Here is a 26,712-nt window from a genome sequence, read left to right on the forward strand (position 1 = left end):
TGAACCACCTATTTGGTCAGGCGTCCAGCATCGCGGCGGATCAGGCTTCGACGGCCTTGAGCGTCAGGCAGCCGACCAGATCGTCGATGACGACGAGGGTGGTCTCGTCGTTACCGTCGGCGAGCCAGCGCAGGACCGCGCCGTGCAGCACCGAGACCATGTAGGTGGCGATCGAGTCGAGCGGCTCGAGCCACTGGGTGCCCGAGTGCCGGGCGCACAGACCGAGGAAGCCGATCGCCTCGTCGTCGAGCTCACGGAACAAAGCGGTAGCCGTGGGATCGCCGACGGTGCCGCCCGAGGGCGACCAGCGCTCCCGCAGCGTCTGCAGCGCGGTCTCGTACGCGGCGACCTGACGCTCCGGCGCGGCTTTCACCAGCGGCCAGTAGGCGCTCAGCCCGGCGTGCAGGAAGATCCGCAGGGCGCGCACGCCCGCGGCATCGGTACTCGCTGCGGCTTGCTCGACGGCCTGACATACAGCGGGCCGCAGCGCGGTTTCGGTAAGTTCACGACTGGCGCTCAACGACAACTCCTCGGCAACAAATTTCGCTGCCCGCGGCGATGCGAGCTAGTGGATGAGGACGACCGTTGCGGATCAACCTATCCAGCGAGCTCGATCTTAGAAGGTTTTCTGGATTCACGAACTGCTTCAGTCGTGTTTTTCAGACTGAAAGATTGTTTTGTTATCCGAATGCGACCTTTTGTAAAACCGACCATACGGCTTGAATAGCGCACATTCCCCCGCATTCGGCGCCCCGACGGCCCGATTTCGCAGTTCTAGTCGATGGTACAAGTATGCGCAGGTCACGGCCGCTCCCTGTGGGCGACGGCACAGTGGCACCCGGCGAAACGGACACAACACAGTGCGTGTCGGATCCGCGAACTCCCTCCCCGGCGCGCCGGTGGCGTCGATAACCTGGTCAAGTGACTCTCTCGCCTCCTGCCGACCAGTTCGCCCTCAGCGGCACCTTCAATTTCCGCGATGTGGGCGGGCTCCGTACCGCCGACGGTACGACGACGCGCCCCGGCGTGCTGCTGCGCTCGGCCCAGCTGAGCGGCCTCGACGCGAAGGGCCACGACACGCTGCGCGGCCTGGGCGTCACCGACGTGCACGACCTGCGCGGCCTGGGGGAGATCGACCACATCGGCCACGACGTGCTCCCCGCGGGCGTGCGGCTGCACATCACGCCGTTCGACTCGCGGATGGAGCAGGCGCCCCCGCACGAGGCGCAGACCGTCTCGGCGCGGGCGCACATGCTCGAGGTCTACCGGCAGTTCCCGGTGATGCCGGAGGCGCACGCCGCGATCACCCGGCTGGCCGGCTCCGTCGTCGCTGGCGAGGGCGCCGCGCTGGTGCACTGCGCCGCGGGCAAGGACCGCACCGGCTGGGCGGTGGCCACCCTGCTGCGCGCGGTCGGCGTCACCGAGGACGACGTCTACGCCGACTACCTGGCCAGCAATGCCGCCGTCGCGCCGCTGCGCGTGCTGCTCGAACCCAAGATCGGCAACGGCGCCGCGCTGTCCGACGACCTGCTCGGCGTGCACGAGGAGTACCTGCGCACCGCCGACGCCACCGTCGCCGACGCCTACGGCGACACCGAGGGCTACCTGGCCGCCATCGGCCTGACCGGCGAGCTACGCACGCAGCTGCGCGCCCGGCTGCTGTGAGCTAGAGCCCGCTGACGCGGCGCTGCCGCATCGGCAGCACCGCGCGGACCAGACCGTCGGCCTCGATGCTCACCAGATTGCCGGTGTGGAACCAGCTTCCGCTGAACCGGGCGGCCGAGGCGTCCGGGTCGTTCCAGTAGCGCCTGCTGACATTCGGTCCGCGGCACAGCAATTCGCCGCGGCCCGCGTCGGCATGCGGTCCGGCCAGCGCCAATTCCGTTCCGCCGAAGGCGAAGCCGAGGGTGGAGGTGGACTCGGTGCGGTCGGTGTCGTCGACCATCAGGCCGATGCCGCTGGTCTCCGTGGCGCCCCACACCGACCACTGCCTGGCGGCGGGGAAAGCCGCGCGCAGGGCCGCGGTCAGGCTGGCCGGTGCCGCGGCGGCGGCGCGTTCGGAGCGGTGACAGGCCTTGCTGATCCGCCGCACCCCGGCCCCGCCCCCGCGCGCGGCCAGCGCGGGCAGCAGGCCGGCGAACAGGCGCGGCGTGCCCGAGACCGTGTCGATCCGCTCGGCGGTGAGCACGTCGGCCAGATCGCGCGCGCCCGGCGCCAGCACCACGGTCCCGCCCACGGCGAAGGTGGGCAGCAGCTGGTCGACACAGCCGCTGGCGTGGGCCAGCGGCAGCAGCACCAGGTTGCGCAGGCCGTCGGCGGGCAGGTCGAGGGCCCCGATCACCGACGACACGGCCGAGAGCAGGTTCTCGTTGCTCAGTTCCACGCCGGTGGGCACCGGTCGCCGGGCCGCGGTGCCGGTGTAGCAGAGCAGCGCCGGGTCGTCGAGTGCGGCGCCGTCGTCGATGTAGGCGGCGCTGTCGGGCAGCGGACCGTCGGGGCCGAGCACGAAATCGGCACTGCTGTCGGCGATCACCCGCTCGGCGACCGCGGGCGGCAGCGAGTCCGGCACGAGCACCGGCACGGCGCCGGACAGCAACGCGCCGAGGAAGGCCTGCACCCACCGCGCGCTGGTCGGCATGTGCACCGCGACCCGGTCGCCGTAGCCGATGCCGTGGTCCTGCAGGCCGCCCGCGATCCGCGAGGCGCTGTGCCACAGCTCGCGATAGGTCAGCCGGGGGCCGCCGACCTCGACGACGGCCTCCCGGCCGGTGAACGAGTGCACGCGCAGATCGAGCAGTTCGGTGAGGGCCGGGCTGAGGTCGCCGTAGCGCAGCACGCCGTCGGAACCCCTGGTCAGCCGGCCGGCCGCACCCCCGGTGGGGAACTCGATGATGGTCGCGCCCGGTTCGTGCTCGCTCTGACCCATCCGGACCTCCACGTACGTCGATGCAGCACCGCACCTGTGACTATATGACGTGGATCACATCGTTGTCAGGCACTCGGCGGGGTCATTCGCCGCGGTAGGTCGCCTTGCCCGGCCCGATCTCCAGGAAGCTGCGCACCGCGCCGCGCAGATCGGCGGTGGCGAACAGCTCGCCCGAGACCGCGGGGGTCACCGAATCCGCGTGTGCCACACCGCCGGAACGCCACGCCTCGATGATCTGCTTGGTGGCGCCGTGCGCGCGGGTCGGTCCCGCGGCCAGCCGGGCGACGAGCTCGCGGGCGGCGGTGTCGACGTCCTCGTGGACCGCGTTGACCACGCCCCACTCGGCCATCGTGGCGGCGTCGTAGAGGTCGCCGGTCATCACGAACTCGCGGGCGCGGCCCGATCCGGCGCGCTCGGCCAGGCGCTGCGGGCCGCCCATCGACGGGGTCAGCCCCACCACGGTCTCGACCAGGCCGAACTTGGCCTTGGGCGCGGCCAGGATGATGTCGCAGGCCAGCGAGACCTCGAAGGCCGCGGTGAGCGTGAGCCCGTGCGCGGCGAAGACCACCGGGCACGGCAGCGCCTCGATCGGATGGATGAGGTTCGCGAACAGGTCGCTCCACAGCCGGGCGCCCTCCTCGACGGTGAGCCCGTCGAAGATGTTGACGTCCACCCCGCCCGAGACGACCTTGCCCTCGGCCCGGATCAGCACCGCGCGCGGCGGCTGCTTGCCCAGCGCGGCGACGTCGGCGATCAGCGAGTCCATGAGCCGCCGGTCGAACAGGTTCAGCGGCGGATGATCGATGGTGATCGTCGCGATCTCGGCACCGGCGTCGGTGAAGTCGCGGATCAGGCGGGTGGGCTGCGTTGCGCTCATCCCGTCAGCGTAGAACCGGGCGGGAACCCGGTGGAGATGGTGCCCACATCGTGGAACCGACGCGGTGTCGGCACTCGTTGACATGATGAGTTGTCGGGGACCTCGGTGCCCTACAGTTCGTTTTGCCGGGCGAAGAGGAGGACGACGCCGTGTTCAACAAAGCGATCGAGAAGGCCGTGGTCGACGTGCTCGACACCGGATCCAAGCTGCAGGCGCCCGCCGTGCGCCGCTACGTCGCCTATCTACGTGAGCGTCATCCCGGCGAGAGTCCCGCCCAGCTCGTCGAACGACTGGAGAAGCAGTACCTGCTCGCCGTCACCGGCAGCGGCGCCGCGGTCGGCGCGACCGCGGCGGTGCCCGGCGTCGGCACCCTGGCCGCGCTCGGCGCGATCAGCGCGGAGACCGCGTTCTTCATGGAGGCCTCCGCGCTGTTCACCCTGGCCAGGGCCTATGTGCACGGCATCGAGCCGGAGGACAAGGAAGCCAGGCGCGCGCTGGTGCTGGCCGTCGTCCTCGGCGACGCGGGCATGGCCATCGTGCAGAAGGGCCTGGGCACCTCGTCCAAGAACTGGGCGGCCACGCTGGCCAACAAGGTGCCCGGCATGGCCTCGATCAACAACCGGCTGCTGCAGCAGTTCATCAAGCGCTTCATCACCAAGCGGGCCGCGCTGATGGCGGGCAAGATCCTGCCCGCGGGCATCGGCGCCGCCATCGGTGGCGCGGGTAACCGCGCGCTGGGCAAGGTGACGATCGACAACGCGCGCAAGGCTTTCGGGCCCGCGCCCGCGTTCTGGCCGAGCCCGCTGCACCCGGTGATCGACGCCGACCCGCTCCCCGCCATCGACTCGCCGTCGGCGAAGACGCAGTGAGCCGCGCCCACGGCGACGCCGTGCGGTTGCGCGGTGTCGGCAAGCAGTACGAGCTCGTCGGCGCCGTGCACGACATCGCGTTCGCGGTGCCGACCGGCTCGGTGACCGCGCTGGTGGGCCCGGCGGGTGCAGGCAAGTCGACCGTGCTGCGGATCGTCCTCGGTCTGCAGCAGCCGACCACCGGCACCGTCGAGCACGGGCTGCCGGGCACGGGTCCGGGCAGCGTCGGCGCGGTGCTCAACCCGCGGGGGCTGCATCCGGGACGCACGGTCCGCGAGCACCTGCGCTGTTATGCCCCGGTCGCCGGGGTGTCGCGGCGGCGGGTCGAGGCGGTCCTCGCGGACACCGGGCTGGCCGCTGTCACCGATACCGTTGTGGCCCAGCTGCATCCGGGTCAACAGACCCGGCTGGCGCTGGGCACCGCGCTGCTGGCCGATCCCCCGCTGCTCGTGCTCGACGATCCGTTCGCCGGTGCCGAGGGCCTCGACCGCGGCTGGCTGCACGAGGTACTGCGCGGGCACGTCGGCCGTGGCGGCACCGTGCTGCTGAGTTCGGACAAGCTCGCCGATGTGGTGGCCACCGCCGATCAGCTGGTCGTGCTGAGCGAGGGCGCGGTCGTCTGGCAGGGCACGCCCGCGCGGTTGCGGCGCGGTCATCCGGACCGGCTCGTCGTGGCCGCCTCGCCCTCGATCGCGCTGGCCACCGCGCTGGCCGCGCGCGGTTTCACCGACGCGGTGATGCGTCCCGACGGCCGCCTGGCCGTCGCCGAGGCCGACGAGGCCACCATCCGCGCGGTCGCCGAGACCGCGCAGGTGCGCATCGGCAGCATCGTCGCCGATCCGATCCATCCCGATCGGGTGCTGGCCTCGCTTACCAAGCCCCGCGGCCACCGGCCCGCCGTGCCCGCGCCGCCCGCGGGTGCGGCCACCTTCGCCCCGGCGCCGACCTCGTATGGGATGCCACGATGACCACTGTGCTGCCCGCCGATCTCGTTCCCGGCATCGAGTCCGAGGCACGCAAGGTGCTGGCCCTGCGCCCGACCCGGCTGCTACTGGCCGCCCCCGTCGCGCTGGCGCTGGTCGCCACGCTGATCACCGCCGTCATGGCGGGTCCGGCGGATCCGGACGGCCAGCCGGTCACCGGCGCCGCGACCATCGGGCTCTATCTCGGCTCGGCCGCGGTGACGGTCGTGGCCGCGCTGCTCGGCATCGCCGCGACCGGCGGCGAGTACCGGCAGCGGACCATGGCGCTGACCGTGCTGTTCGCGCCGGATCGCGACCGGCTGGTCACCGCGAAGTACGCGACCACCGCCGCGTTCGCCTTCCTGGTGGCGCTGGCCGCCGAAGTGGTGAGCGTGGTGGCGCTGCTGGCCGCCGCGCGCGGCAAGGCCGAATTCGGCTGGCGGCTGTTCGAGGTGCTCGGCGCCGGACTGCTGGTGGCGATGTGCTGGGCGGTGCTGGGAGCGGGCATCGGCCTGCTGCTGCGCACCGTGAGCGGCGCGGTGTGGCTGGTGCTGGGCTGGGCGTTCGTGCTCGAACCGCTGATCTGGATGGTGGCCAAGGGATTCGGCGCCGGTGGCTTCGCCGCCATCCTGCCCGTCTCGGCGACCGTCGCCGGGGTCAGCGCCGGTTCCTTCGCCGACGCCGAGGTGTTCGCGCCGACGCCCGCCGCCCTGGTGGTGCTGTTGCTCTGGACCACCGCGATCGGTGCCGCGGGCTGGTGGGACCTGCGCCGGCGCGACCTGTAGGCCCGATGGCGACCACCACACCGGGGTGGATCCGCAGACTGTGGCGGTTGAGCCTGCGGCATCCCCGCCTGCTCGCCGGCATCGGCGCCGCGGTCCTGGCCGGGGCCGTCGTCTCGATCGCGGCGCCGCTGGCCACCAAACGCGCCGTCGACGCCGCGGTCGCGGGCGACACCGCGGTCATCGGCAGCGCCGCCGCCCTGCTCGCGCTGCTCGCGGCGGGCCGGTTCGCCGCCACCTTCGCACGCAGGCTCTGGGCGGGCAAGCTGTCGCTGGAAGTGCAGCACAGCCTGCGGGTCTCGCTGCTCGGCGCGCTGCAACGCCTCGACGGCGCGGGCCAGGACGCCATCCGCACCGGCCAGGTGGTGTCCCGCTCGATCACCGACCTGCAACTCGTGCAGGGCCTGCTGGCGATGGTGCCGTGGTCGGGCCTGGCCGTGCTGCAATTCGTGCTGTCGGCGGTGGTAATGGTGTGGCTGAGCCCGCCGCTGGCCCTGGCCGCGCTGCTGGTGGCGCCCGCCATGGCGGTGGTGGTGCTGCGGCTGCGGCCCCGCCTGTACGCGGCGACCTGGTCGGCCCAGCAGCGGGCCGCCGATCTCGCCGAACACGTCGAGCAGACCGTCACCGGTGTGCGGGTGGTGAAGGGCTTCGGGCAGGAGGCCCGGATGGTCGACGTGCTCGAGGACCACAGCCGCCGCCTGTTCGCCGAGCGGCTGCGCGCGGCCAGGATCAACGCCAGGTTCGCGCCGGTGGTCTCGGCGCTGCCGCAGGCCGGGCTGGTCGCGGTGATCATCGTCGGCGGGGTGCTGGCCCGGCACGGCGCGATCGGCGTCGGCACCTTCCTCGCGTTCACCGCCTACCTGGCCACGATGACCTCGGCGGCCCGCACGATCACCTCGGTGATCATCATGGGCCAGCTCACCAAGGCCGCCGTCGACCGGGTGTTCCAGGTGATCGACGCCGCGCCGGTGCTGGTCGACCCGGACCGTCCCGCGGCGGTGCCAGAGGGCCCGCTCGGCCTCGAATTCGAGGGGGTGCGGTTCGGTTTCGACGCCGAACAGCCGGTGCTGCACGACCTCGACCTCACCGTGCGGCCGGGCGAGACAGTGGCCGTCATCGGGCCCGCCGGCTCGGGCAAGTCGACACTGTCGCTGCTGCTGCCCCGTTTCTACGCGCCCGACGCGGGCCGGATCAACCTGGTCGGCACCGACGGCACCCGCGTGGACGTGGCCGACCTGCGCGCCGAGGACCTGCGCGGCGCGCTCGGCGTGGTCTTCGACGATCCCTTCCTGTTCTCCGACACCATCGCCGCCAATATCGCCCTCGGCCGGCCGGAGGCCACCGACGCCGAGATCAGGGCCGCCGCGACGGCGGCCGCCGCGGACGACTTCATCACCGCGCTCCCCGACGGCTACGACACCGTGGTCGGCGAACGCGGGCTGACCCTGTCCGGCGGGCAGCGCCAGCGCGTCGCCCTGGCCAGGGTGCTGCTCACCCGCCCGCGCGTGCTCGTCCTCGACGACGCCACCTCCGCGGTCGACGCGGTGACCGAGGCGGAGATCTTCCGCAGGCTGCCCGACCCGGGCGGGCGCACCACGTTGATCCTGGCGCACCGCGAATCGACCCTGGCCCAGGCCGACCGCGTCATCCGGCTGCCCGGGCCCGTCGGCTCGGTCGTCCCCACCGCGCCGACGTCGGCGAAGCATCTGCCCGAGAGCGGCAGACCCCGGTCGATGGCGGCGGCCTCGGCCGACCTCAGCGAGACACCGGAACTGCGCGCCGCCGTCGACGCGCTGCCCCCGGCCACCGAACAGCCCGGCCTGCCCGGCGACCTGCGCGCGCCCCAACCCGGCTTCGGCCTGCGCGCGCTGCTGCGCCCGGTGCGCGGCCTGGTCGCCACGGTCATGCTGCTGCTGACCGCCGACGCGCTGATCGGCGTGGCCTTCCCACCGCTGGTCCGCTACGCCATCGACACCGGCGTCACGGCGGGTGACGGCACCGCGCTCGCCGTCGCGGGCGCGATCGGCATCGCCCTGGTGCTGGCCGGGCTGCTGGTGGGGGCCGCCGTCACCGTGCTCACCGCGCGCACCGGCGAACGGGTGCTGTTCGGCCTGCGGGTCCGCAGCTACGCCCAGTTGCAGCGCCTCGGGCTGGACTACTACGAGCGCGAACTGTCCGGCCGGATCATGACCAGGATGACCACCGACGTCGACGCCCTGTCGACGTTCCTGCAGACCGGCGTCGCCACCGGCCTGGTCGGCCTGATCACCCTGGTCGGCGTCGCCGTCGGCCTGGTCTTCATCGATGCCGGGCTGGCCCTGGTGGTGCTGGGCACCGTGCCGCCGATGCTGCTGGCCACGCTGGCCTTCCGCCGGGTGTCCTCGACCGCCTACACGGTCTCGCGTGAGCGGGTCTCGGTGGTCAACGCCGACTTCCAGGAGAACATCGCCGGCCTGCGCGCGGTGCAGGCCGCGCGCAACGAGCCCAGCGCGGCCCGCCGCTTCGCCGAGTACTCGCACCGCTACCGCGACGCCCGCATGCGCGCCCAGCGCGCCATCGCGGCCTATTTCTCCTTCGGCCAGGCCTGGGCCGATCTGGCGCTGGCGGTGGTGGTCTACCTGGGCGCGAACGCGGTCGCCGAGGGCCGCACGACGACGGGCACCCTGGTCGCCTTCGTGCTGTACCTGGGCCTGCTGTTCGCGCCGATCCAGGAGCTGTCGCAGGTGTTCGACGGCTATCAGCAGGCCAGGGTGGGGCTGCGCCGGATCGGCGATCTGCTGCGCACCGAGTCGTCCATCGCGGCCGATCCGCCGGACGCGATCGCCGTCGACCGGCTCGACGGCGAGATCGTCTTCGACGACGTCCACTTCCGCTACCCCGGCGCCAACGCCCCCGCGCTGGACGGCGTCTCCTTCACCGTGCCCGCGGGCCGGACCCTGGCACTCGTCGGCGCGACCGGCGCGGGCAAATCCACCATCGTGAAGCTGCTGGCGCGCCTCTACGACCTCCCCGACGATCCCGCGGCCGGTGCGATCCGGGTCGACGGGGTCGATTTGCGTAAATTTCTGCTCACCGATTACCGGCGGCGGCTGGGAATTGTGCCGCAGGAAGCTCACTTGTTCACCGGCGACGTGGCGAGCAACATCGCATTCGGGCAACCTTTCGCCACACCGGTGGACATCGGCACCGCGGCATCCAACGTCGGCGCGGCCGAGATGATCGCCGGATTACCGCAGAAAATGAACCAACCGGTCGGTGAAAGAGGTCGGGGATTATCCGCCGGACAGCGTCAGCTGATCGCGCTCGCGCGGGCCGAATTGGTCGATCCCGACCTGCTGTTGCTCGACGAGGCCACCTCCACCCTCGACCCGGAGACCGAGGCATCGGTCCTGGTAGCGAGCAGATCGCTGGCGCGTGGTCGCACCACCGTCGTCGTCGCGCACCGGCTGGCCACCGCCGCGCGCGCCGACCTGATCGGCGTCGTCGAGCAGGGCCGGATCGTCGAGTTCGGAACCCACGAGGAACTGCTCGCCCGCGACGGACGTTACGCGCGACTCTGGGCTGCGGGCATCGCGGCGGAGGGAATAGGGTCGGCGCGTGACCGGTCGTGATCGAGGAGATCGGGTCAGTAGCAACGCCGGTTAGGCCCTGGGCATATGCTCGGTGAGGGCGCATCGGCAGCCATCCGCTGATACCCCTGCCGGGCACGTCACAAACGTCGCAGCGCGAAGAACGAAATGAGGCGAACACCAGCTGTGAGCAGCTCAACTTCCCAGTTCGGACAGAACCAGTGGCTAGTCGACGAGATGTATCAGAAGTTCAAACAGGACCCATCGTCGGTCGACGCGAGTTGGCACGAGTTCCTCGCCGACTACACCCCCGAGGCGAGTACCGAATCCGGTAACAGCCAGGCGGCCGCTCCGGCCCCGGCCGCACCCGCTCCCGCGGCAGCCGCTCCTGCTCCCGCTCCGGCCGCCGCGGCGCCCAAGCCGGCTCCCGCGCCGGCCCCGGCTCCCGCGCCGAAGCCCGCCGCGGCCACCGTGCGCGCGCCGCAGACCACGCCTGCCCCGGTGTCGAACGCGCCGGCCACCACCGCGCCGAAGACGGCCGTCGCCACCGCCGACGAGTCCAAGGTGCTGCGCGGCCCCGCCGCGGCCATCGCCAAGAACATGTCGGCCTCGCTGACCATCCCCACCGCGACCTCGGTGCGCGCGATCCCGGCCAAGCTGATGATCGACAACCGCCTGGTGATCAACAACCACCTGGCCCGCACCCGCGGCGGCAAGATCTCGTTCACCCACCTGCTCGGCTACGCGATCGTGCAGGCGGTCAAGGCGTTCCCGAACATGAACCGCCACTTCGCCGAGATCGACGGCAAGCCCAACGCGGTCACCCCGGCCCACACCAACCTGGGCCTGGCGATCGACCTGGCGGGCAAGGACGGCAACCGCTCGCTGGTCGTCGCCGCCATCAAGGGCACCGAGGACATGAGCTTCGGCCAGTTCCACACCGCCTACGAGGACATCGTCCGCCGCGCCCGCGAGGGCAAGCTCGGCGCCGACGACTTCTCCGGCGTCACCATCTCGCTGACCAACCCCGGCACCATCGGCACCGTCCACTCGGTGCCGCGCCTCATGCCGGGCCAGGGCGCGATCATCGGTGCGGGCGCCATGGAGTACCCGGCCGAGTTCCAGGGCATGAGCGACGAGCGCCTCGCCGAGATCGGCGTGGGCAAGCTGATGACGCTCACCTCCACCTACGACCACCGGATCATCCAGGGCGCCGAGTCCGGCGACTTCCTGCGCACGATCCACAACCTGCTGATCTCCGACGAGTTCTACGACGAGATCTTCCACGGCCTCGGCGTGCCGTACGAGCCGGTCCGCTGGCGCAAGGACATGAGCGAGCGCGGCGTCGACAAGAGCGCCCGCGTGCTCGAGATGATCGCGGCCTACCGCAACCGCGGTCACCTGATGGCCGACACCGACCCGCTGCGCCTGGTCAAGGACAAGTTCCGCAGCCACCCCGACCTCGACGTCACCGAGCACGGGCTCACCCTGTGGGACCTGGACCGCACCTTCAACGTCGCCGGCTTCCACGGCCAGGAGCGGATGAAGCTGCGCGACGTGCTGTCGATCCTGCGCGACGCCTACTGCCGCCACGTCGGTGTGGAGTACACCCACATCCTCGACGTCGAGCAGCTCAAGTGGATCCAGGACCGGGTCGAGCAGAAGCACGTCAAGCCGACGGTCGCCCAGCAGAAGTACATCCTGAACCGCCTCAACGCCGCCGAGGCGTTCGAGACGTTCCTGCAGACCAAGTACGTCGGCCAGAAGCGCTTCTCGCTCGAGGGCGCCGAGGCCGTCATCCCGATGATGGACGCCACCATCGACCAGTGCGCCGAGCATTCGCTCGACGAGGTCGTCATCGGCATGCCGCACCGCGGCCGCCTCAACGTGCTGGCCAACATCGTCGGCAAGCCCTACTCGAAGATCTTCACCGAGTTCGAGGGCAACATGAACCCGGCGGCCACCCACGGCTCCGGCGACGTGAAGTACCACCTCGGCGCCGAGGGCCAGTACCTGCAGATGTTCGGCGACAACGAGATCGCGGTCTCGCTCACCGCCAACCCCTCGCACCTGGAGGCGGTCGACCCGGTCCTCGAGGGCCTGGTGCGCGCCAAGCAGGACCTGCTGGACAAGGGCGACGGCCCTGAGGGCTTCTCGGTCATGCCGCTGATGCTGCACGGCGACGCCGCGTTCGCCGGTCAGGGCGTGGTCGCCGAGACGCTGAACCTGGGTGGCCTGCGCGGCTACCGCGTCGGCGGCACCATCCACATCGTGGTGAACAACCAGATCGGCTTCACCACCGCGCCGGAGAACAGCCGCTCCACCGAGTACTCCACCGACATCGCGAAGTTCATCGGCGCGCCGATCTTCCACGTCAACGGTGACGACCCGGAGGCCTGCGACTGGGTCGCGCGCCTGGCTGTCGACTTCCGCCAGAAGTTCCGCAAGGACGTCGTCATCGACCTCGTCTGCTACCGCCGCCGGGGCCACAACGAGGGCGACGACCCCTCGATGACCCAGCCGGAGATGTACGACGTCATCGACACCAAGCGTTCGGTCCGCAAGGCCTACACCGAATCGCTGATCGGCCGTGGCGACATCTCCATGAAGGAGGCCGAGGACGCGCTGCGCGACTACCAGGGTCAGCTGGAGCGCGTGTTCAACGAGGTCCGCGAGCTGGAGAAGTACAGCCCGGAACCGTCGGAGTCCGTCGAGGACGACCAGAAGGTCCCCGCCACCGTGCAGACCGCGGTCGACAAGTCGGTCCTGCAGCGTATCGGCGACGCGTTCAACTCCCCGCCGGACGGCTTCAACGTGCACCCGCGCGTCAAGCCGGTGCTGGAGAAGCGCCGCGAGATGGCCTACGAGGGCAAGGTCGACTGGGCCTTCGCCGAGCTGCTGGCCTTCGGCACGCTGATCGACCAGGGCCACGACGTGCGCCTGACCGGTCAGGACTCGCGCCGCGGCACCTTCACCCAGCGCCACGCGGTCATCATCGACCGCCTCAACGCCAACGAGTACACCCCGCTGCACAACATCGGCTCGGAGAAGCCGGGCTGGTTCGCGGTGCACGACTCGGCGCTGAGCGAGTACGCCGCCGTCGGTTTCGAATACGGCTACTCCCTGGGCAACCCGAACGCGCTGGTGCTGTGGGAGGCCCAGTTCGGTGACTTCGTCAACGGCGCCCAGTCGATCATCGACGAGTTCATCTCCTCCGGTGAGGCCAAGTGGGGCCAGCTCTCCGACGTGGTGCTGCTGCTGCCGCACGGCCACGAGGGTCAGGGTCCCGACCACACCTCCGGCCGCATCGAGCGCTTCCTGCAGCTGTGCGCCGAGGGTTCGATGACTGTCGCGGTGCCGTCCACCCCGGCCAACTACTTCCACCTGCTGCGCCGCCACGCGCTCGACGGCATCCGTCGTCCGCTGATCGTCTTCACCCCGAAGTCGATGCTGCGCAACAAGGCCGTGGTGTCCGACATCAAGGACTTCACCGAGTCGAAGTTCCGTTCGGTGTTCGACGAGCCCACCTACGAGCAGGGCATCGGCGACACCGCCAAGGTCAAGCGCATCCTGCTGACCTCGGGCAAGCTCTACTACGAGCTCGCCGCCGAGAAGGCCAAGCACAAGCGCGAGGACGTGGCCATCGTCCGGGTCGAGCAGCTGTACCCGATCCCGACGTACCGCCTCAACGAGGCACTGGCCAAGTACCCCAACGCGACCGACATCGCCTGGGTCCAGGAGGAGCCCGCCAACCAGGGCGCCTGGCCGTTCTTCGGCCTGAACCTCCCCGAGGTCCTCCCCGACCGCCTCGGCAAGCTCCGCCGCATCTCCCGCCGCGCCATGTCGGCCCCGTCCTCGGGTTCGTCCAAGGTCCACGCGGTCGAACAGGCCGAGATCATCGCCGAAGCCTTCGAGCCCACGGCGTAATCCCTCCCCGCACAACGCCCGACGCCGGGTGGATCCCCCGATCCACCCGGCGTCGGCCGTTTCCGGGCGCCTACGTCCGCCCCTGTCGGCTTTCCTGTTTACGCGTTCAGGGTGATCCAGGCCTTGCCCGAGAGTTGTTCCAGGTCATGGTGGTTGGGGTAGGTGTCGGTGGTGGCCACGATGGTGGCCTCGACGCGGCCGGGGCCGGGAGCCATGCCCATGCCGGTGATCACGCCGTCGGGGGCGTGTTCGATGACGCCGTTGCTGTCGACCTTGTGGGACTGGGCGTTCGCGACGCCGGTATCGAGGTTCTTCCACCGCACCGAGACGCGATAGACGTCGCAGCTCTCGCCGGTCTGGACGATTTTCACGCGGACACCGAGTTGCCCGGCCTGCGGTTGCGGGACCGTCTCGGCATTGATGATGGCCGCGCAGCCGGTGCCCGGGATCCTGGCGAGGGTCGGGTTGAACTGGACGACCTGATCCGACGGCAATGCCGTGGCCGGACCGCTGAACCCGACGAGCGCGGTAACGGCCGCTGCGGCGGCCACCCCGACCCGAACCGAAACCCGTTGACCTTGTGTGCTTTTCAGACTCATGTCTGCGATTTCGCGACCCACCCGGCGATCGTTACCCACCGTAATGGTCTCAATACGGCAACGGCCGCTCTCAGAGATCTCTCAACCGCGCGGCACCCCGGCCTCATCGCGGCCAGGTAGCGTGCGGCACGAACCATCGATAGGAGCGTAGAAGTGAGCGGACGAAACGGCTTCCTGCTGCTCGGCGGGATCTCGTCGGTCGGCGCGGGCGCGGTGCACTTCATGGCCGCCGGGATGCACACCGAACATGCCACGTTGGCGCGATCGATGGTGGTGCTGGCCGCGATCCAGTGCGCGACCGGACTCGCGGTGCTGCTGAGCGAACGCCGGATCGTGGCGTCGGCGGTGCTGGCGGTGAACGCCTTCGCGGCGGCGATCTGGGCCTTCACCCGCTTCGCCGACATTCCGTGGATCACCGGACTGACCGCGGAGTCGCCGCAGGTGGCCGACACCGTGTGCGCCGCGCTCGGCGCGCTCGCCGCCGTGGCCGTCGGCATCGGCCTGCTCCGCCCCCAGGCGACGCTGCCACCGCTGCGGTCCGGAGTCGCGGCGGCCGCCGTGGGCGTGCTGGCGCTGGCGGCGATGCTCAACGGCGTCGGCCACGTGCACAGCCACGGCGAGACGGGCGACCACGCCCACGCCGCCGGCGAGGACCACGGCGACCACCACGACACCGGTTCCGCGTGGCCGCGCCCGTTCGACCCCACCCAGCCGATCGACCTGTCGGGTGTGCCCGGGGTGACCGCCGATCAGCAGCAGCGGGCCACCAACCTGATCCGCAGCACCCTCGACGGCCTGCCCGCCTTCGCCGATGTGTCGACCGTCGGCGCCCTCGGCTTCCGCTCGATCGGCGACGCGGCGACCGGCTACGAGCACTACATCAACACCGGCTACATCCGCGACGGCAACTTCCTCGACGCCACGCACCCGGAGTCGCTGGTCTACCGGGTCGACGGCGCGAACCGCACCCTGGTCTCGGCCATGTACATCGCCAACGGCAAGAAGATCGACGACCCGGCGCTCACCGATTTCGGCGGCTCGCTGATGCAGTGGCACGTCCACGACAACCTGTGCTGGAAGGCGGGCGACAACGGTCCCGTCGTCGCGGGCGTGACCGATGCCCAGGGCAACTGCCCGCCCAACTCGATCAACCCCGGTTCGGGCAATCCGATGGTGCACGTGTGGATCGCCCCGCACGAATGCGGCCCGTTCGCCGCGCTGGAGGGCCACGGCGCGGGCCAGGCGAGCGCCACCGACGGCAGGCGCACCGACACCTGCGGCGGCCACGATCACGGCGGCGGCCACAAGTAGCCGCGCTCAACTGGGCCGCACCGCCGCAGCGCGTCGATCGTGGTCTCCGGAGAGGTGTCGAACCCGGCCGCCCGCAGGGCCGCCACGCCGGCCGCGAGCAGGGCACCCGCTCTCACCACGAGGTGGGGCCGGTGCGGTCGAAGAAGCCACCGGTCGGGCCGTCCCGGTCCGCCGTCGCGAGGGCCACGACGGCGTCGGTGCCCTCGGTGACGGTCTGGAATCCACTGTGCCCGTTGAGGTCGGTCGCCGTATACCCGGGATCGACCGCGTTGACCCGCATCCCCGTCAGTTCCCGCGCGTACATGACGGTGACCATGTTCAGCGCCGCCTTGCTGCTGGGGTACCCGAGGGCAGGTGGCAGCAGGCCCGCGAATCTCGGCTCGGAGATTGTGGCGATCGATCCGACACCGCTGGAGACCATCACGATGCGCGGATGCCCGGAAGCGCGCAGCAGCGGCAGGAACGCGTTGGTGACGCGGATCGGCCCGAACACATTGGTCTCGAACACTTCCCGCAGCTCGTCGGGCACGGTGTCACCGGGCGCGGTACGCGACCCCGCGACGGCCGCGTTGTTGATCAGCACATCCAGCCGACCCGCGCCCGCCCGCACCGTCTCCGCCGCCGCGGCGACCGACTCGTCGGAGGTGACATCGAGCGGCACGAACCGCACATCCAGCCCGTCCGCGACGAATTCGGCAGCCGCCCGGGTACCACGCCCCACATCCCGAGCAGCGAGAAAAACCTGCCACCCCAGCCCACCCAGCCTGCGCACCGTCTCCCGGCCGAGCCCCTTGTTGCCCCCGGTAACCAGGGCGATCGTCTGTGTCATACCCCCAGATTCACCCCACCGAGCCCCCTCCACCAGGGCCACCAAGACCTAGGACCGCCGATCCACCCCTATCCCGCCGGCACCGCGCCCTCGATAACCCCTGTGGGCACAGGCTTATCCGCGTAGTGATGATCGACTCGTACCGGAAAGACACCCGCGTCGGCAGAACAGCTACTTCCTCAGGGCCCACAAAAGCAGCTCCGGGTGGCCGAGCAGTTCGCTGGGTGCGAGGGGCCCGGCGGCGGACTTCCGGGGCGCTCTCTGTTTGTCGCGGTCAGCCCGGCGTTCCCGCTCCCGAGCAGCGAGTTCCCGAGAGCTCTGTTTCGCGCGCTGGTCGATTTGCTCGAATTGATCCCGAATACGTTTGACCGCGGATGCGTGCTGGTCACCGAGATTCTCCAAACGCGCGATCGGATTCACTGCGGAGCCTCCTGTTCGTCGCTCGACGCCGTGGTAGGTGCCGTCGTGATGCTCGGGGCACGTCGGTGCTCCTGGTCGCTACCGGAGACCGCTCGGAGCAGGGGAAGCCCGGCCAGTGAGGGTTGAAGAGGTTGGGAAACGCTCGCGGGCACGGTGGCCCCCGGCGACCCGGACGAGACAATGTTCCCGACAGTTTGGATACCGCCGACCTTGGTCTCACCGACTTGAGTTCCACCAGTCTGAGCCCCACCAGACTGACTCCCGCCAGACTGAGCCCCACCAGACTGAGCCCCGCCAGCTTGAGCCCCACCAGACTGACTCCCGCCAGACTGAGCCCCACCAGCCTGAGCCCCGCCAGACTGAGCCCCACCAGACTGACTCCCGCCAGCTTGAGCCCCACCAGACTGACTCCCGCCAGCCTGAGCCCCACCAGACTGACTCCCGTCCCCCTGGGTTCCACCAGACTTGGCCGCACCGTCAGTACTCGAGCCCGGGGAATCCGATCCACTGGCCGTCGGGTCGTCCATCTTGTTGATCGAGTCGAGCACCGTCGCGATGCCTTCGCCACCCGACTTGATGGCCTCGCCACCAGCCTTGATGATGTCGTCGACATCATCGTCCAACGTGCCGACAGCCTTGATCAGGTCAGGAATGCTGCCAGTGATCTTGCTGGCCGAATCCAGCACGTTGGCGATGTCCCCAGGACGCCACTCACCGGCCTTACCCATGTCTGAGGTGCCGCCGGATTGGCTCCCGCCGCCGCTCTGCGACCCACCGGTCTGTGCCCCGCCGGCCTGACTTCCGCCGGATTGGTCCCCACCGGTCTGCGCCCCACCGGCTTGGCTTCCGCCGGATTGGTCCCCACCGGTCTGCGCCCCGCCGGCTTGGCTTCCGCCGGATTGGTCCCCACCGGTCTGCGCCCCACCAGGTTGAGTCCCGCCAGTCCCAGCCGCAGTATCCATCTGGCCTGCGACCGTCTGCAACGAACCTGCCACGGCGGTATCGGTTTCGGTGTTCAGTCCCGACACGAGTTGCACCTTGTTCTCGACATCCGGCTTGAACACCGAGTTCAGCCACTCAGTCGCGTACTGCTGCGGATCAAGAGACATCGGAACCACCAGGGTATTCGGGAAGTATCGCGCGCAGCTTCGCTGCCGCCTCTTCGGAACTCGAAGCGCCGAACCCGTTCTTGGCGTACTCCACCAGCTGGCAGACTTGCTGAAGTGACAAACCGGCGATGTTGTCGCTGAGGCATTCCTCGATAGCGGAGGCCTTCTGCGAAACCATCCGCTCGAGGGTGTCGGCAGCCGTAGTGACGGTGTCCGAGGCGAGGGACAGAGCTTCGGTATCGGCTGCTATCCCGACACTGAGCTGCGCCTGCACCTGCGACGCTGCAGCCGATCCCGCGGATTCGTTCCACACCGCATCCAATTGGCCCACCGCCGACTGCTGATCCACGACGAGGTCATTCAGCGTCACGGCCAGCTCGTTGCTGAGCGCGGTCGCGTAGGTTCGGAGCGCCTCCACACTCATACCCTGCTGTTGCTGATAGCCGTCCAGCAGTGTGTCAGGGCTCGTCTCGTGTGGGTACGCTCCGGTCCAGTCCTTGTACAGGGACATGAACTGTCCGAGCGCATTCAGTTTGCCGAGTCCCTGAGCCAAAATCCGATCGACATCGGTATCACCTTGCTCGGTGCTCCCCTGCATCAGAGGGTCCCGTCGACCGCGCCGATGCCGGCTGCCGCTGTGTCGTCCGTTCCGACGATCGCGTTCTTGCTGATCGTCAAGCCACTGCCGTGCTGCTCCAGAGCGGCGGCCCAGCCGGCGACCTGAACGCCGATCGCTTCCATCGCCGCTTGAATCTGTGTTCCGTAGTACTGATAGTCGCGGCCGGCCTGCCCCGGAGCATATTCGGCTGCCGCGCTCGTCAGCCGACCTCCGCTAGCCCACAGCTCCAGGCTCGACGCACCCTGGCTGCCTGCCAGCAGCTGCAATCCCTCGCTGTTCATCTCCATGAATCCCCCTGCCGGGCCACTGTTTCGATGTGACCTGGTGTGCGCTCGGACTCGTGCGGCGGGCGCATGCCTTGCGTTCGGCATTGCGCTTCGCGGTTCGAGACCAGATCTGTTGTGTCACTGGATATGACGCGGCAGACTCGGAAATGGTTCCATCGAGATCGAAACCATCGTGGAACCAGTGGCGGACTGCCGGGGGTGGGCAGCAGGGCAGCACCGCACGAAGTGCTCGACGGCCGCCGATACCGAGGCTGAACGGGTGGTTTCCCGCCCCCCAGCGCCACATCGACAGCTGTGCAGACGCGTTCGATGCTATGCACCGAGGAACTAGTGAGGTTTGTCATGACGGAGGACGCCGACAACGCACGGTTGGAGTACCTGCAAGAAGTTCTACTGCGTATCCGGGGGACTGCATCCTCCAGCGACAGCTCAGTGACTGTCGAGGTCGGCGCCAACGGTGCGCTGCATACGGTCCGGCTCAGTGAGTCCGGCCAGCGACTGGATCCGCAACAGCTGGTCGACCACATCGTCGTCTTACACCGACTCGCTCACGCCGAAGCCGGCGAGGCCATGCGAGCAACGCTCGAAGACCACACGGTCGAAACGTCCACGGCCGATGTGAACGCCCAGACCGGCGACGATCTCGATGAAGCTGTTGCCGGATCAAGCACCCCGGTAGACGCTCCGGCCGAATCGCCGCAGCCCGAGCCGCCGAATGATGAACAGCCGCACGACGAAGCCTCGCCCCGCCAACGAAACCCGGATCCGAGCCCAACACCCGAGCCTCCGGATCTCAGTCCAGATGCGCAAGGCCGAACCGACGAGGCAGCACTGAGCGCTGTCGCGCACGGCACAGATCCAGAGAACCAGCCAGCACACCTGATCCGCCCACACCAGCCGGCCAACGATAGCCGCGACACGTACGACGTGATAACACCCGGCGAGGACAACCCCTACGCAACTGTCATTGCCGACTCGCCGTCGCCGAGAAGAGTCCCTCTGCCCCGCCGGGCACGCTCGCAGACAGTCAGCGACGGCGCGCAATCGGCCGCCCAGACCTCCTACTCGACACCATACGACCCGCCCTCGAGGTCCGGCCCCGATTTGTCGCCCATCCACGACCACTTGCGATACGACAATCTCTGGCACGACGATCTCTGGTATCGATCCCACTGGGATTCCTGAGGACTGCCAACTCAGCTACCGGTAGATGTCGGCCTGCCTACGCAGCTTATTCAGCTCTGTGGATTCCGCCCCTCAACCGACCCGATTCTCCCTGGCGGCCAAATCTTGAACACGGCACGACCACGCACGTTGTCGATGGGCACCGCACCCTGGAAATCGTCCGCCACGTGCGCGCGGGAGTCTCTGGACTCATTTCTATTATCCCCCATGACCCACAAGTACCCATCAGGCACTTTCACTGGCCCGAATACCCGACCTCTGGGATATACCGCATTACTTCCATCAGGGTCCCAGGCATAGTCTTTGACCACATACGGTTCATTCAGCGGCTTACCATCTACGACAACCCTACCCTGAAGGTCGCAGCACTGAACCGTTTGGCCACCTACAGCAATCACCCGCTTGACCAAATTATTCTCGTCAGGTGGAACCAGCCCAAAATACGACAAGAAATTCTGCAATCCCCGCACGACGGGATTGCTGGAGCGAATTGATGTGTACATGGTGTTCCACGAAGGTGGTCCAACAAAAACGACCACATCGCCAGGTTCTGGATCATCCCCATAGTAGCTCAGTTTCTCGACATAAATCCTATCGCCTGTGCAACCACTGCAGCCGTGCAAAGTAGGCTCCATGGACTGCGAGGGAATTACATACGGGCGGCCGACAAAAGTGACCATGAACGCAGCAATCAGCGCTGCGACAAGCATCAAGATCGGTAGCTCTTGCCAGAATGGCCTCTGGGTAGTCCGCTGTCGGCGCACTGCCCACCAACGCCCCCCGTTGTCGGACTTGGCCCCGGACTCACTATCTTCTCCCACCCGAACAGCGTAGCCCTGAACCGGCCGCCGCTCACGAATGACTCATCGACGCGACGTGACACTGCCGGTCGCCTACCAGTCTCGACGTTCCACGTCAGACTCGTTATGAGGATCTCGACTTCCGCTGCCGCCCGGCAGCAGGCTCGATCTAATACACCAATACCAATGTGCCACACCCCCGAGCCGGCTCTGCAGATTGAGTCTGCGGGGTCAATCCACGTAATGGCTACGGAATGATCTCCGCCCTATACATGACTTATAGCAGCGTAAAATATTTGCGCCTCAGATCGAATAGTGACGTTCTTGACGCGGCAGCGCAGACGACGCAACGGATATAGACCCGCGATGTCCATTTTGGGCGCACCGGAATGAGGCACGTGGTCATGACGCCAGAGGAGGCCGGTGGCAATGTCTCCGCCTGCGTCGGCTGCCTACCGCCATCTTTCACTCGGCCCTATCGGGCACCCCGTCCCGAGCGCCCTCGAACCGCTGCGCGTCACCGCCTTCGAGTCGGACGCGGCGCCCGGATAACCGGTGGCCTCAGCGCCCAGCGCCCGGCTACTGTGCGTTCCTCGACAAGGAGGACACATGCGCACCACCACCCTGTGGCGGCCGACCGGCCCGGAGGAACTGGCGCTGGTCGCCGCGTCGGGGTGGTCGGCGTGGCCGGCGCGGCTGCCCGACCAGCCGATTTTCTACCCGGTCCTCACCGAGGAGTACGCGGTCCTGATCGCACGCGACTGGAACGTCCCCGCCTCCGGCGCGGGCTATGTGACCCGGTTCGCGGTGCGCGCCGACTTCCTCGACCGCTACGACGTGCAACAGGCCGGTGGCCGCGACATTCTCGAATACTGGATTCCGGCTGAGGAACTGGATGAGTTCAACCGCCACATCGTCGGCCCCATCACCGTGGTGCGCCGATTCCCCTCGGATGCACCACTTCCCGGCTGACGGTTCTCAGGCGGCGCCGGTTCGCTCCGGCGTCGCGCGAATCGCCGCGATCGCGGCGCGGGGATCGTCGGCCCAGAAGACGACCGTGCGTACGGTGACAGCGCCCTGTGGAGTGGCGAAAGTGTGCGGTGCGGTGAGGTCCACTCGCACGTTCGTCGAGTCGGCGATCGGCACTGCGAGGACGTCGGTGTCGATGAGACGCACCGATTTCGAGCCGTCGTAGGCGCGCAGATCCTGGCGCACGGCGCGAATCGCGTCCAGCGGGATCACGAATTCGACCCGGCGCAGGTAGCGCACTCGCAATCGATCTCCTTGCAGCACATGCGGATACATGTGGTGCGCGGCGAGCATGCCGAGCATCCAGAGCAGTCCCCACACCCCGAGCGCCAGCACCGCGAGCCGCACCGGCGCCCACGGGATGAGTACGTGCACCGCCGGGATCTCGATGGCGCTGACCACCACGAAGGCCCAGATCACCGCGGACACCGCGCCCGCGTAGCGGATCGGCGTGCCGCCCAGGGTGTCGGGCCTGCGGGTGATCGCCCGTGCGAGGCTGACCCAGATGTCGATTTCGAGCCGGACGAAACGAAGTCCGAGCCGCATGATCGGGCGCATGCCACCCTCCTTTGCAATACGAATGCATTGTAAAGACTGGCGAGCCGATATGGCAATACGATCGCATCGTGAAAAGATGGGGTCCATGCCGAAACGCGTGGACCACAGTGCCCGGCGGGCCGCGATCAGCGACGCGGTGATGCGCCTGCTCGCCCGCGACGGACTGGAGGCGATCAGCCTGCGCCACGTCGCCACCGAAGCCGGTGTCTCCGCAGGTCAGGTCCAGCATTACTTCCCCACCAAGGAGGCGATGATGGAGTACGCCTCGACCACCATCGCCGAGCGCATCGCCACCCGGATCGACGCCGCGGGCCCCGAACCCGGGCTGCACGGCATCCTCACCGCCCTGCTCCCCACCGACGACCCGGAATCGGTCGCCGAAGCCCGCAGTCTCATCGGCTACCTGGCGTTCGCCTCGGTGCGTCCCCCGATCGCGGGCACCATCGCCGCGAACGGCCTGGCCTTTCGCGACCACATCGCCGGTCTCCTTCCCGACCACCCCGCTCCCACCGACGCCGCCGAATCCCTCCTCGCCTTCCTCGACGGCTTGGCCCTCCACGTCACCCTCGGCCAACTCCCCGCCGAACGGGCCCACGCCCTGCTGACCTCGGCCATCGACGACGCGCTTGCCCGAACACGCTGAGCGGCAACAGTTCCGACCTTCGAATACGCCGCCCGGCACAGCCACACGAACACGACCCCGAACGGGAACACGTAGCCTCCGAAACCTCAGCGCCGATGCCCCTGACCGGGAACAGGCTGTCGCACGCACCTCTCCGCCAGCCGGAACACGTAGCGACGCCGCTGACCGACCAGTCGACCGCCAGAGCGGCGAGGTTTCGCTTGCTTCGGCGGCGGCGGTGACCTGGATCCGAGTTCCCCACCCCGGCGGGTTCGACCCCACCCGCGAACGCCCCCGGCGAGACATCACACCCCGCCGAGGGCGCCCGATCAGGCGGGAATGCCAGGCCGCCGGGCGGCGACCGCGTGTTCGGTCTCGGCCATCACCAGTTCGGCATTGATCTGCGCACCCGCCATGGCACCCGCCGCCGCGGCCGCGCCGACCTGGGCGGACGGGTCGGTCGCATTGCCCGCGATCCAGACGCCGGGGACCGCGGTGCGGCCGACGGGATCGGCGGGAATGTGGTCACCGATGCCGGACGGGTGCGGCTGCGGTTCCAGGCCGAGGCCGGCGAGGAAGGTGGCGCGGGTGTTCATGCGCGGGCCCACGACGAGGGCGTCGCGGTCGAGCACGGTGCCGTCGGCCAGGCGGACGCCGGTGAGGGTGCCCGCCGTGGACAGCACCTCGGCGACCTCGCCGTCGACGACCCGAATGCCGCGCGCGGCAAGCATTTCTGCGTCCTCGTCGCTCGGCCCGGCGGCCGTGTGGGTGAGGAAGACGATGTCCTCGCTCAGCTGACTGAACAGCAGCGCCTGGTGCACCGACATCGGTCCGCCGGCCAGGACGGCGATGCGCTGGTCACGCACCTCCCAGCCGTGGCAGTAGGGGCAGTGCAGGACGCCGTGGCCCCACTGCTCCCGCAGCCCGGGCACCTCGGGGAGTTCGTCGGCGAGGCCGGTGGCGACGAGGACGCGGCGCGCGGACACCGCGCGGCCGTCCTCCAGCGTCACCCGGAACCCGAACCCGATCGGGGCCGGATCACCTTCGCCCACAACAGCATCCGGCCGCTCGACCCCGACCACCCGGCCGGGCACCACGTGCCCGCCGTACCCGCGCACCTCGGAACGCCCGCGCTCGAGCAGTTCCAGCGGCGGCATCCCCTCCCGCGCGAGCAGCCCGTGCACTCCGTCGGCCGGCGCGTTGCGCGGCGAACCCGCGTCGATCACGGCGACCGTGCGGCGGGAACGGGCCAGCATGAGCGCCGCGTTCAGCCCGGCCGCGCCGCCGCCGAGGACCACCACGTCGTAGGTGTCGTTCAACTGTGTCATCTCCAAGCCTCCTTCGCGATCCACCGTGCACCCCGCATGACGGTGGTGGCAATCTTTCTTGCCGCTATGGCAAACTGGGATCCATGGACGACCTGGAGAAGACGCTGGGATCGGTCGGCCCCCGGCTCCGTGAACTGCGCAAACTACGCCGGACCACGCTGGCCGACCTCTCGACCGAGACCGGCATCTCGGTCAGCACGCTGTCGCGCCTGGAGTCCGGCGACCGCAAACCCACCCTCGAACTGCTGCTTCCCCTGGCCAAAGCCCATGGCGTGACCCTCGACGAACTCGTCGACGCCCCACCCACCGGCGACCCGCGCATCCACCTGCGCCCGGTCACCCGCCACGGCATGACCATGCTCCCACTCACCAAGCGCGCGGGCGGCATCCAGGCCTTCAAGATGATCATCGCCCCGAACGCCCGCAATCGGCCCGAGGAGCCCCAGGTCCACGAGGGCTACGAATGGCTCTACGTCCTCAACGGCCGCCTGCGCCTGATCCTCGGCGACAACGACATCGTCCTCACCCCCGGCGAAGCCGCCGAATTCGACACCCACGTCCCGCACTGGTTCGGCGCCGCCGACGACCACCCGGTCGAATTCCTCAGCCTCTTCGGCAAACAGGGCGAACGAGCCCACTTCCGCGCCCGGCCCAAAGGCTCCGGCTGATCAGCCGCGAGAGAGGGCCGTCGACAGCCACCCGGCGATGGCCTCCGCGAGTTCGCCGGGGCGCTCCCTGGCCACGAGATGACCGGCACCGGCGATCCGGTGGACGGCGACATGCGGCACCAGGCGCACAAATTCGTCGACATAATCCTCGGTGACCGGCGTGCGCTCACCGGCTCGCACGAGCAGTACCGGCACTTCCAGCGCCGCCGCGGCCTGCCCGAGCTGGGGAATCCCGCCGAGGATGTCCTCGACGATCTCGACGTACGAACCGAAATCAGGTGCCCCGGAGAGGAATTCGCGAACGCGGGTGGGATTCATGGTCGGGACGACGTCCACCAGCACCAGACCGGCGACCCGCGCGCACACCTCGGCATCGGCGAGGGCGGCGAGCGCGGCCAACCCGCCCAGCGACGCGCCGACGACGACACAGCCGGGCGGTTCGTCGCGGATCATCGCGGCGATGTCGGCCGCGCAGGTCGTCACCGACCGCGCGGAACCTCCGCTGTCTCCATGTCCGCGCAGGTCGAAGGCGACGCACCGACAGCCCTCGGCGACCAGCCCACCGACCACCGGTTCCCAGACCCGGCTCCGCTCACCCCCGGCGTGCAGCAACAGGACAGTCGACCCGACACCCACCGACCACCCGCGCAGGACTGTTCCGTCGGGGCGTACGAGCTGGTGCCGACCGGGATTCAGCGGATCACGCACGCGACCTCCTCCGTACACGCCATGCCGGACGACCACCTCGGCGCCGGACCTCAGCCCTGGAGTGCCGCGATCAGTGCCGGGCTCAGAGCCAGGGCCGGGAGCGATTCCACCAGCAGATCCACCAATTGTTCTCGGGAGATGGGCTTTTCGGCCATCCAGGTGAGGATTGTCTCCTCGACGAAGGCGATCCAGCCGCGGACGGTCAGCGTCAGGCGGGCCAGGTCGGGGTCGTCGGGAGGGAGGGGGAGTTCGCCGACGATGAGATCGGCGATGGCGCCGCGGGTTTCGTCGACGTAGCCGACCACGGCGGGGGCCACGCTGGCCGGGCCGCGCAGCACCGCGCGGTAGGAGGCGGAGTGCTCGGTGGCGTAGTCGACGAACCGCTCGATCGAGTCGCGCAGCATGTCGAACAGCGACAGGTCCCGGTTGGGGGTGACGGCGGCGAAGAACTCCGCGCTCACGTGCCGGGCGATGGCCTCGTGGAACTCCTGCTTCGAGGCGAAGTAGTGGAACAGCAGCCCGCGCGAGATGCCCGCTTGCTTGGCGATGTCGTCGACCGCGATGTCCTCGAGCGACCGATCGGCCAGCATCTCGGCGCCGAGGGTGATCAGCTGCAGCCGACGTTCCTCGGGACTGAGACGCACCCGCTTGGCCGCTCCCGCACTCCTGATAGTCACGTAGCTCATCCTAACGCTACTGAATCTGATTCAATAGCTGTTGACTCCCGC

The 26,712-nt window shown here is 69.1% G+C and carries 23 protein-coding genes; 11 read left to right on the forward strand and 12 right to left on the reverse strand.

All coding sequences use genetic code 11. From position 1 onward, the window contains the following. Nucleotides 1-40 precede the first annotated feature (40 nt). On the reverse strand, nucleotides 41-520 hold the full coding sequence (locus tag EL493_RS29680; RefSeq protein ID WP_022566321.1) for a hypothetical protein: 480 nt from the start codon (nucleotides 518-520) through the stop codon (nucleotides 41-43). 401 nt (nucleotides 521-921) lie between these two features. Here EL493_RS29680 and EL493_RS29685 point away from each other — a divergent pair, with 401 nt between their 5' ends. Further along, nucleotides 922-1,665 carry a tyrosine-protein phosphatase gene (locus EL493_RS29685; protein ID WP_019048823.1) on the forward strand — a complete coding sequence of 248 codons (744 nt, stop codon included), beginning with the start codon at nucleotides 922-924 and terminating at the stop codon, nucleotides 1,663-1,665. A gap of 1 nt (nucleotide 1,666) precedes the next feature. Here the strand turns inward: EL493_RS29685 and EL493_RS29690 are convergent, their stop codons facing one another. Beyond that, nucleotides 1,667-2,926, reverse strand: a complete 1,260-nt coding sequence (locus EL493_RS29690; protein ID WP_019048824.1) for a class I adenylate-forming enzyme family protein — start codon at nucleotides 2,924-2,926, stop codon at nucleotides 1,667-1,669. A gap of 82 nt (nucleotides 2,927-3,008) precedes the next feature. After that, the gene (locus EL493_RS29695; RefSeq protein ID WP_019048825.1) at nucleotides 3,009-3,803 is read right to left on the reverse strand and encodes an enoyl-CoA hydratase/isomerase family protein; all 795 of its coding nucleotides are present in this window, start codon (nucleotides 3,801-3,803) and stop codon (nucleotides 3,009-3,011) included. A gap of 149 nt (nucleotides 3,804-3,952) precedes the next feature. Between EL493_RS29695 and EL493_RS29700 the strand changes: the two genes are divergently transcribed. The 5 genes from EL493_RS29700 (at nucleotide 3,953) to EL493_RS29720 (ending at nucleotide 13,912) form a co-directional block, all read left to right on the forward strand. Further along, nucleotides 3,953-4,672 (forward strand): hypothetical protein, encoded by a 720-nt coding sequence (locus tag EL493_RS29700; protein WP_030200913.1) that lies wholly within the window; start codon nucleotides 3,953-3,955, stop codon nucleotides 4,670-4,672. Beyond that, complete coding sequence (locus tag EL493_RS29705; protein WP_019048827.1) at nucleotides 4,669-5,640, forward strand: ATP-binding cassette domain-containing protein; 972 nt, start codon at nucleotides 4,669-4,671, stop codon at nucleotides 5,638-5,640. The genes EL493_RS29700 and EL493_RS29705 overlap by 4 nt, the downstream gene beginning before the upstream one ends. Further along, nucleotides 5,637-6,419 (forward strand): ABC transporter permease, encoded by a 783-nt coding sequence (locus EL493_RS29710; protein ID WP_019048828.1) that lies wholly within the window; start codon nucleotides 5,637-5,639, stop codon nucleotides 6,417-6,419. Before EL493_RS29705 ends, EL493_RS29710 begins: the two co-directional genes overlap by 4 nt. 5 nt (nucleotides 6,420-6,424) lie before the next feature. Next, entirely contained in the window at nucleotides 6,425-10,027 is a 3,603-nt protein-coding gene (locus EL493_RS29715) for an ABC transporter ATP-binding protein (protein WP_019048829.1), read from the forward strand. A 126-nt stretch (nucleotides 10,028-10,153) separates the two neighbouring features. Next, entirely contained in the window at nucleotides 10,154-13,912 is a 3,759-nt protein-coding gene (locus EL493_RS29720; RefSeq protein ID WP_074965417.1) for a multifunctional oxoglutarate decarboxylase/oxoglutarate dehydrogenase thiamine pyrophosphate-binding subunit/dihydrolipoyllysine-residue succinyltransferase subunit, read from the forward strand. Between the two features lie 98 nt (nucleotides 13,913-14,010). On the opposite strand, the gene EL493_RS29725 is transcribed toward EL493_RS29720, so the two are convergent. After that, entirely contained in the window at nucleotides 14,011-14,463 is a 453-nt protein-coding gene (locus EL493_RS29725; protein WP_019048831.1) for a hypothetical protein, read from the reverse strand. A gap of 201 nt (nucleotides 14,464-14,664) precedes the next feature. Here EL493_RS29725 and EL493_RS29730 point away from each other — a divergent pair, with 201 nt between their 5' ends. Beyond that, nucleotides 14,665-15,822, forward strand: coding sequence for a hypothetical protein (locus EL493_RS29730; protein ID WP_019048832.1), 1,158 nt, complete (start codon nucleotides 14,665-14,667; stop codon nucleotides 15,820-15,822). A gap of 112 nt (nucleotides 15,823-15,934) precedes the next feature. Here the strand turns inward: EL493_RS29730 and EL493_RS29735 are convergent, their stop codons facing one another. From EL493_RS29735 to EL493_RS29745, 3 genes are all read right to left on the reverse strand, one after another. Beyond that, the gene (locus tag EL493_RS29735) at nucleotides 15,935-16,651 is read right to left on the reverse strand and encodes an SDR family oxidoreductase (RefSeq protein WP_022566323.1); all 717 of its coding nucleotides are present in this window, start codon (nucleotides 16,649-16,651) and stop codon (nucleotides 15,935-15,937) included. Nucleotides 16,652-18,169: 1,518 nt separating this feature from the next. After that, nucleotides 18,170-18,778, reverse strand: coding sequence for a hypothetical protein (locus EL493_RS29740; protein ID WP_019048835.1), 609 nt, complete (start codon nucleotides 18,776-18,778; stop codon nucleotides 18,170-18,172). Further along, nucleotides 18,778-19,086, reverse strand: coding sequence for a hypothetical protein (locus EL493_RS29745; protein ID WP_019048836.1), 309 nt, complete (start codon nucleotides 19,084-19,086; stop codon nucleotides 18,778-18,780). The genes EL493_RS29740 and EL493_RS29745 overlap by 1 nt, the downstream gene beginning before the upstream one ends. A 342-nt stretch (nucleotides 19,087-19,428) precedes the next feature. On the opposite strand from EL493_RS29745, the gene EL493_RS29750 reads away from it, so the two are divergent. After that, on the forward strand, nucleotides 19,429-20,271 hold the full coding sequence (locus EL493_RS29750; protein WP_022566326.1) for a YbaB/EbfC family nucleoid-associated protein: 843 nt from the start codon (nucleotides 19,429-19,431) through the stop codon (nucleotides 20,269-20,271). 50 nt (nucleotides 20,272-20,321) lie between these two features. Here EL493_RS29750 and lepB read toward each other — a convergent pair whose 3' ends face one another. After that, a complete protein-coding gene (lepB, locus tag EL493_RS29755; protein WP_022566327.1) occupies nucleotides 20,322-20,981 on the reverse strand; it encodes a signal peptidase I in 660 nt (219 codons plus the stop codon). Between the two features lie 699 nt (nucleotides 20,982-21,680). Between lepB and EL493_RS29760 the strand changes: the two genes are divergently transcribed. Continuing rightward, complete coding sequence (locus tag EL493_RS29760) at nucleotides 21,681-22,043, forward strand: hypothetical protein (protein ID WP_019048839.1); 363 nt, start codon at nucleotides 21,681-21,683, stop codon at nucleotides 22,041-22,043. Between the two features lie 6 nt (nucleotides 22,044-22,049). On the opposite strand, the gene EL493_RS29765 is transcribed toward EL493_RS29760, so the two are convergent. Next, nucleotides 22,050-22,658 carry a hypothetical protein gene (locus EL493_RS29765; protein ID WP_019048840.1) on the reverse strand — a complete coding sequence of 203 codons (609 nt, stop codon included), beginning with the start codon at nucleotides 22,656-22,658 and terminating at the stop codon, nucleotides 22,050-22,052. Between the two features lie 85 nt (nucleotides 22,659-22,743). Between EL493_RS29765 and EL493_RS29770 the strand changes: the two genes are divergently transcribed. Further along, on the forward strand, nucleotides 22,744-23,301 hold the full coding sequence (locus EL493_RS29770) for a TetR/AcrR family transcriptional regulator (protein ID WP_019048841.1): 558 nt from the start codon (nucleotides 22,744-22,746) through the stop codon (nucleotides 23,299-23,301). 308 nt (nucleotides 23,302-23,609) lie between these two features. On the opposite strand, the gene EL493_RS29775 is transcribed toward EL493_RS29770, so the two are convergent. After that, complete coding sequence (locus EL493_RS29775) at nucleotides 23,610-24,608, reverse strand: NAD(P)/FAD-dependent oxidoreductase (RefSeq protein WP_019048842.1); 999 nt, start codon at nucleotides 24,606-24,608, stop codon at nucleotides 23,610-23,612. Nucleotides 24,609-24,691: 83 nt separating this feature from the next. Between EL493_RS29775 and EL493_RS29780 the strand changes: the two genes are divergently transcribed. Next, entirely contained in the window at nucleotides 24,692-25,276 is a 585-nt protein-coding gene (locus tag EL493_RS29780) for a helix-turn-helix domain-containing protein (protein WP_022566328.1), read from the forward strand. On the opposite strand, the gene EL493_RS29785 is transcribed toward EL493_RS29780, so the two are convergent. Then, nucleotides 25,277-25,984, reverse strand: a complete 708-nt coding sequence (locus EL493_RS29785) for an alpha/beta fold hydrolase (RefSeq protein ID WP_019048844.1) — start codon at nucleotides 25,982-25,984, stop codon at nucleotides 25,277-25,279. Nucleotides 25,985-26,034: 50 nt separating this feature from the next. Next, a complete protein-coding gene (locus EL493_RS29790; protein WP_019048845.1) occupies nucleotides 26,035-26,670 on the reverse strand; it encodes a TetR/AcrR family transcriptional regulator in 636 nt (211 codons plus the stop codon). Nucleotides 26,671-26,712 lie beyond the last annotated feature (42 nt).

The organism is Nocardia asteroides, assembly GCF_900637185.1.
GTDB lineage: Bacteria > Actinomycetota > Actinomycetes > Mycobacteriales > Mycobacteriaceae > Nocardia > Nocardia asteroides.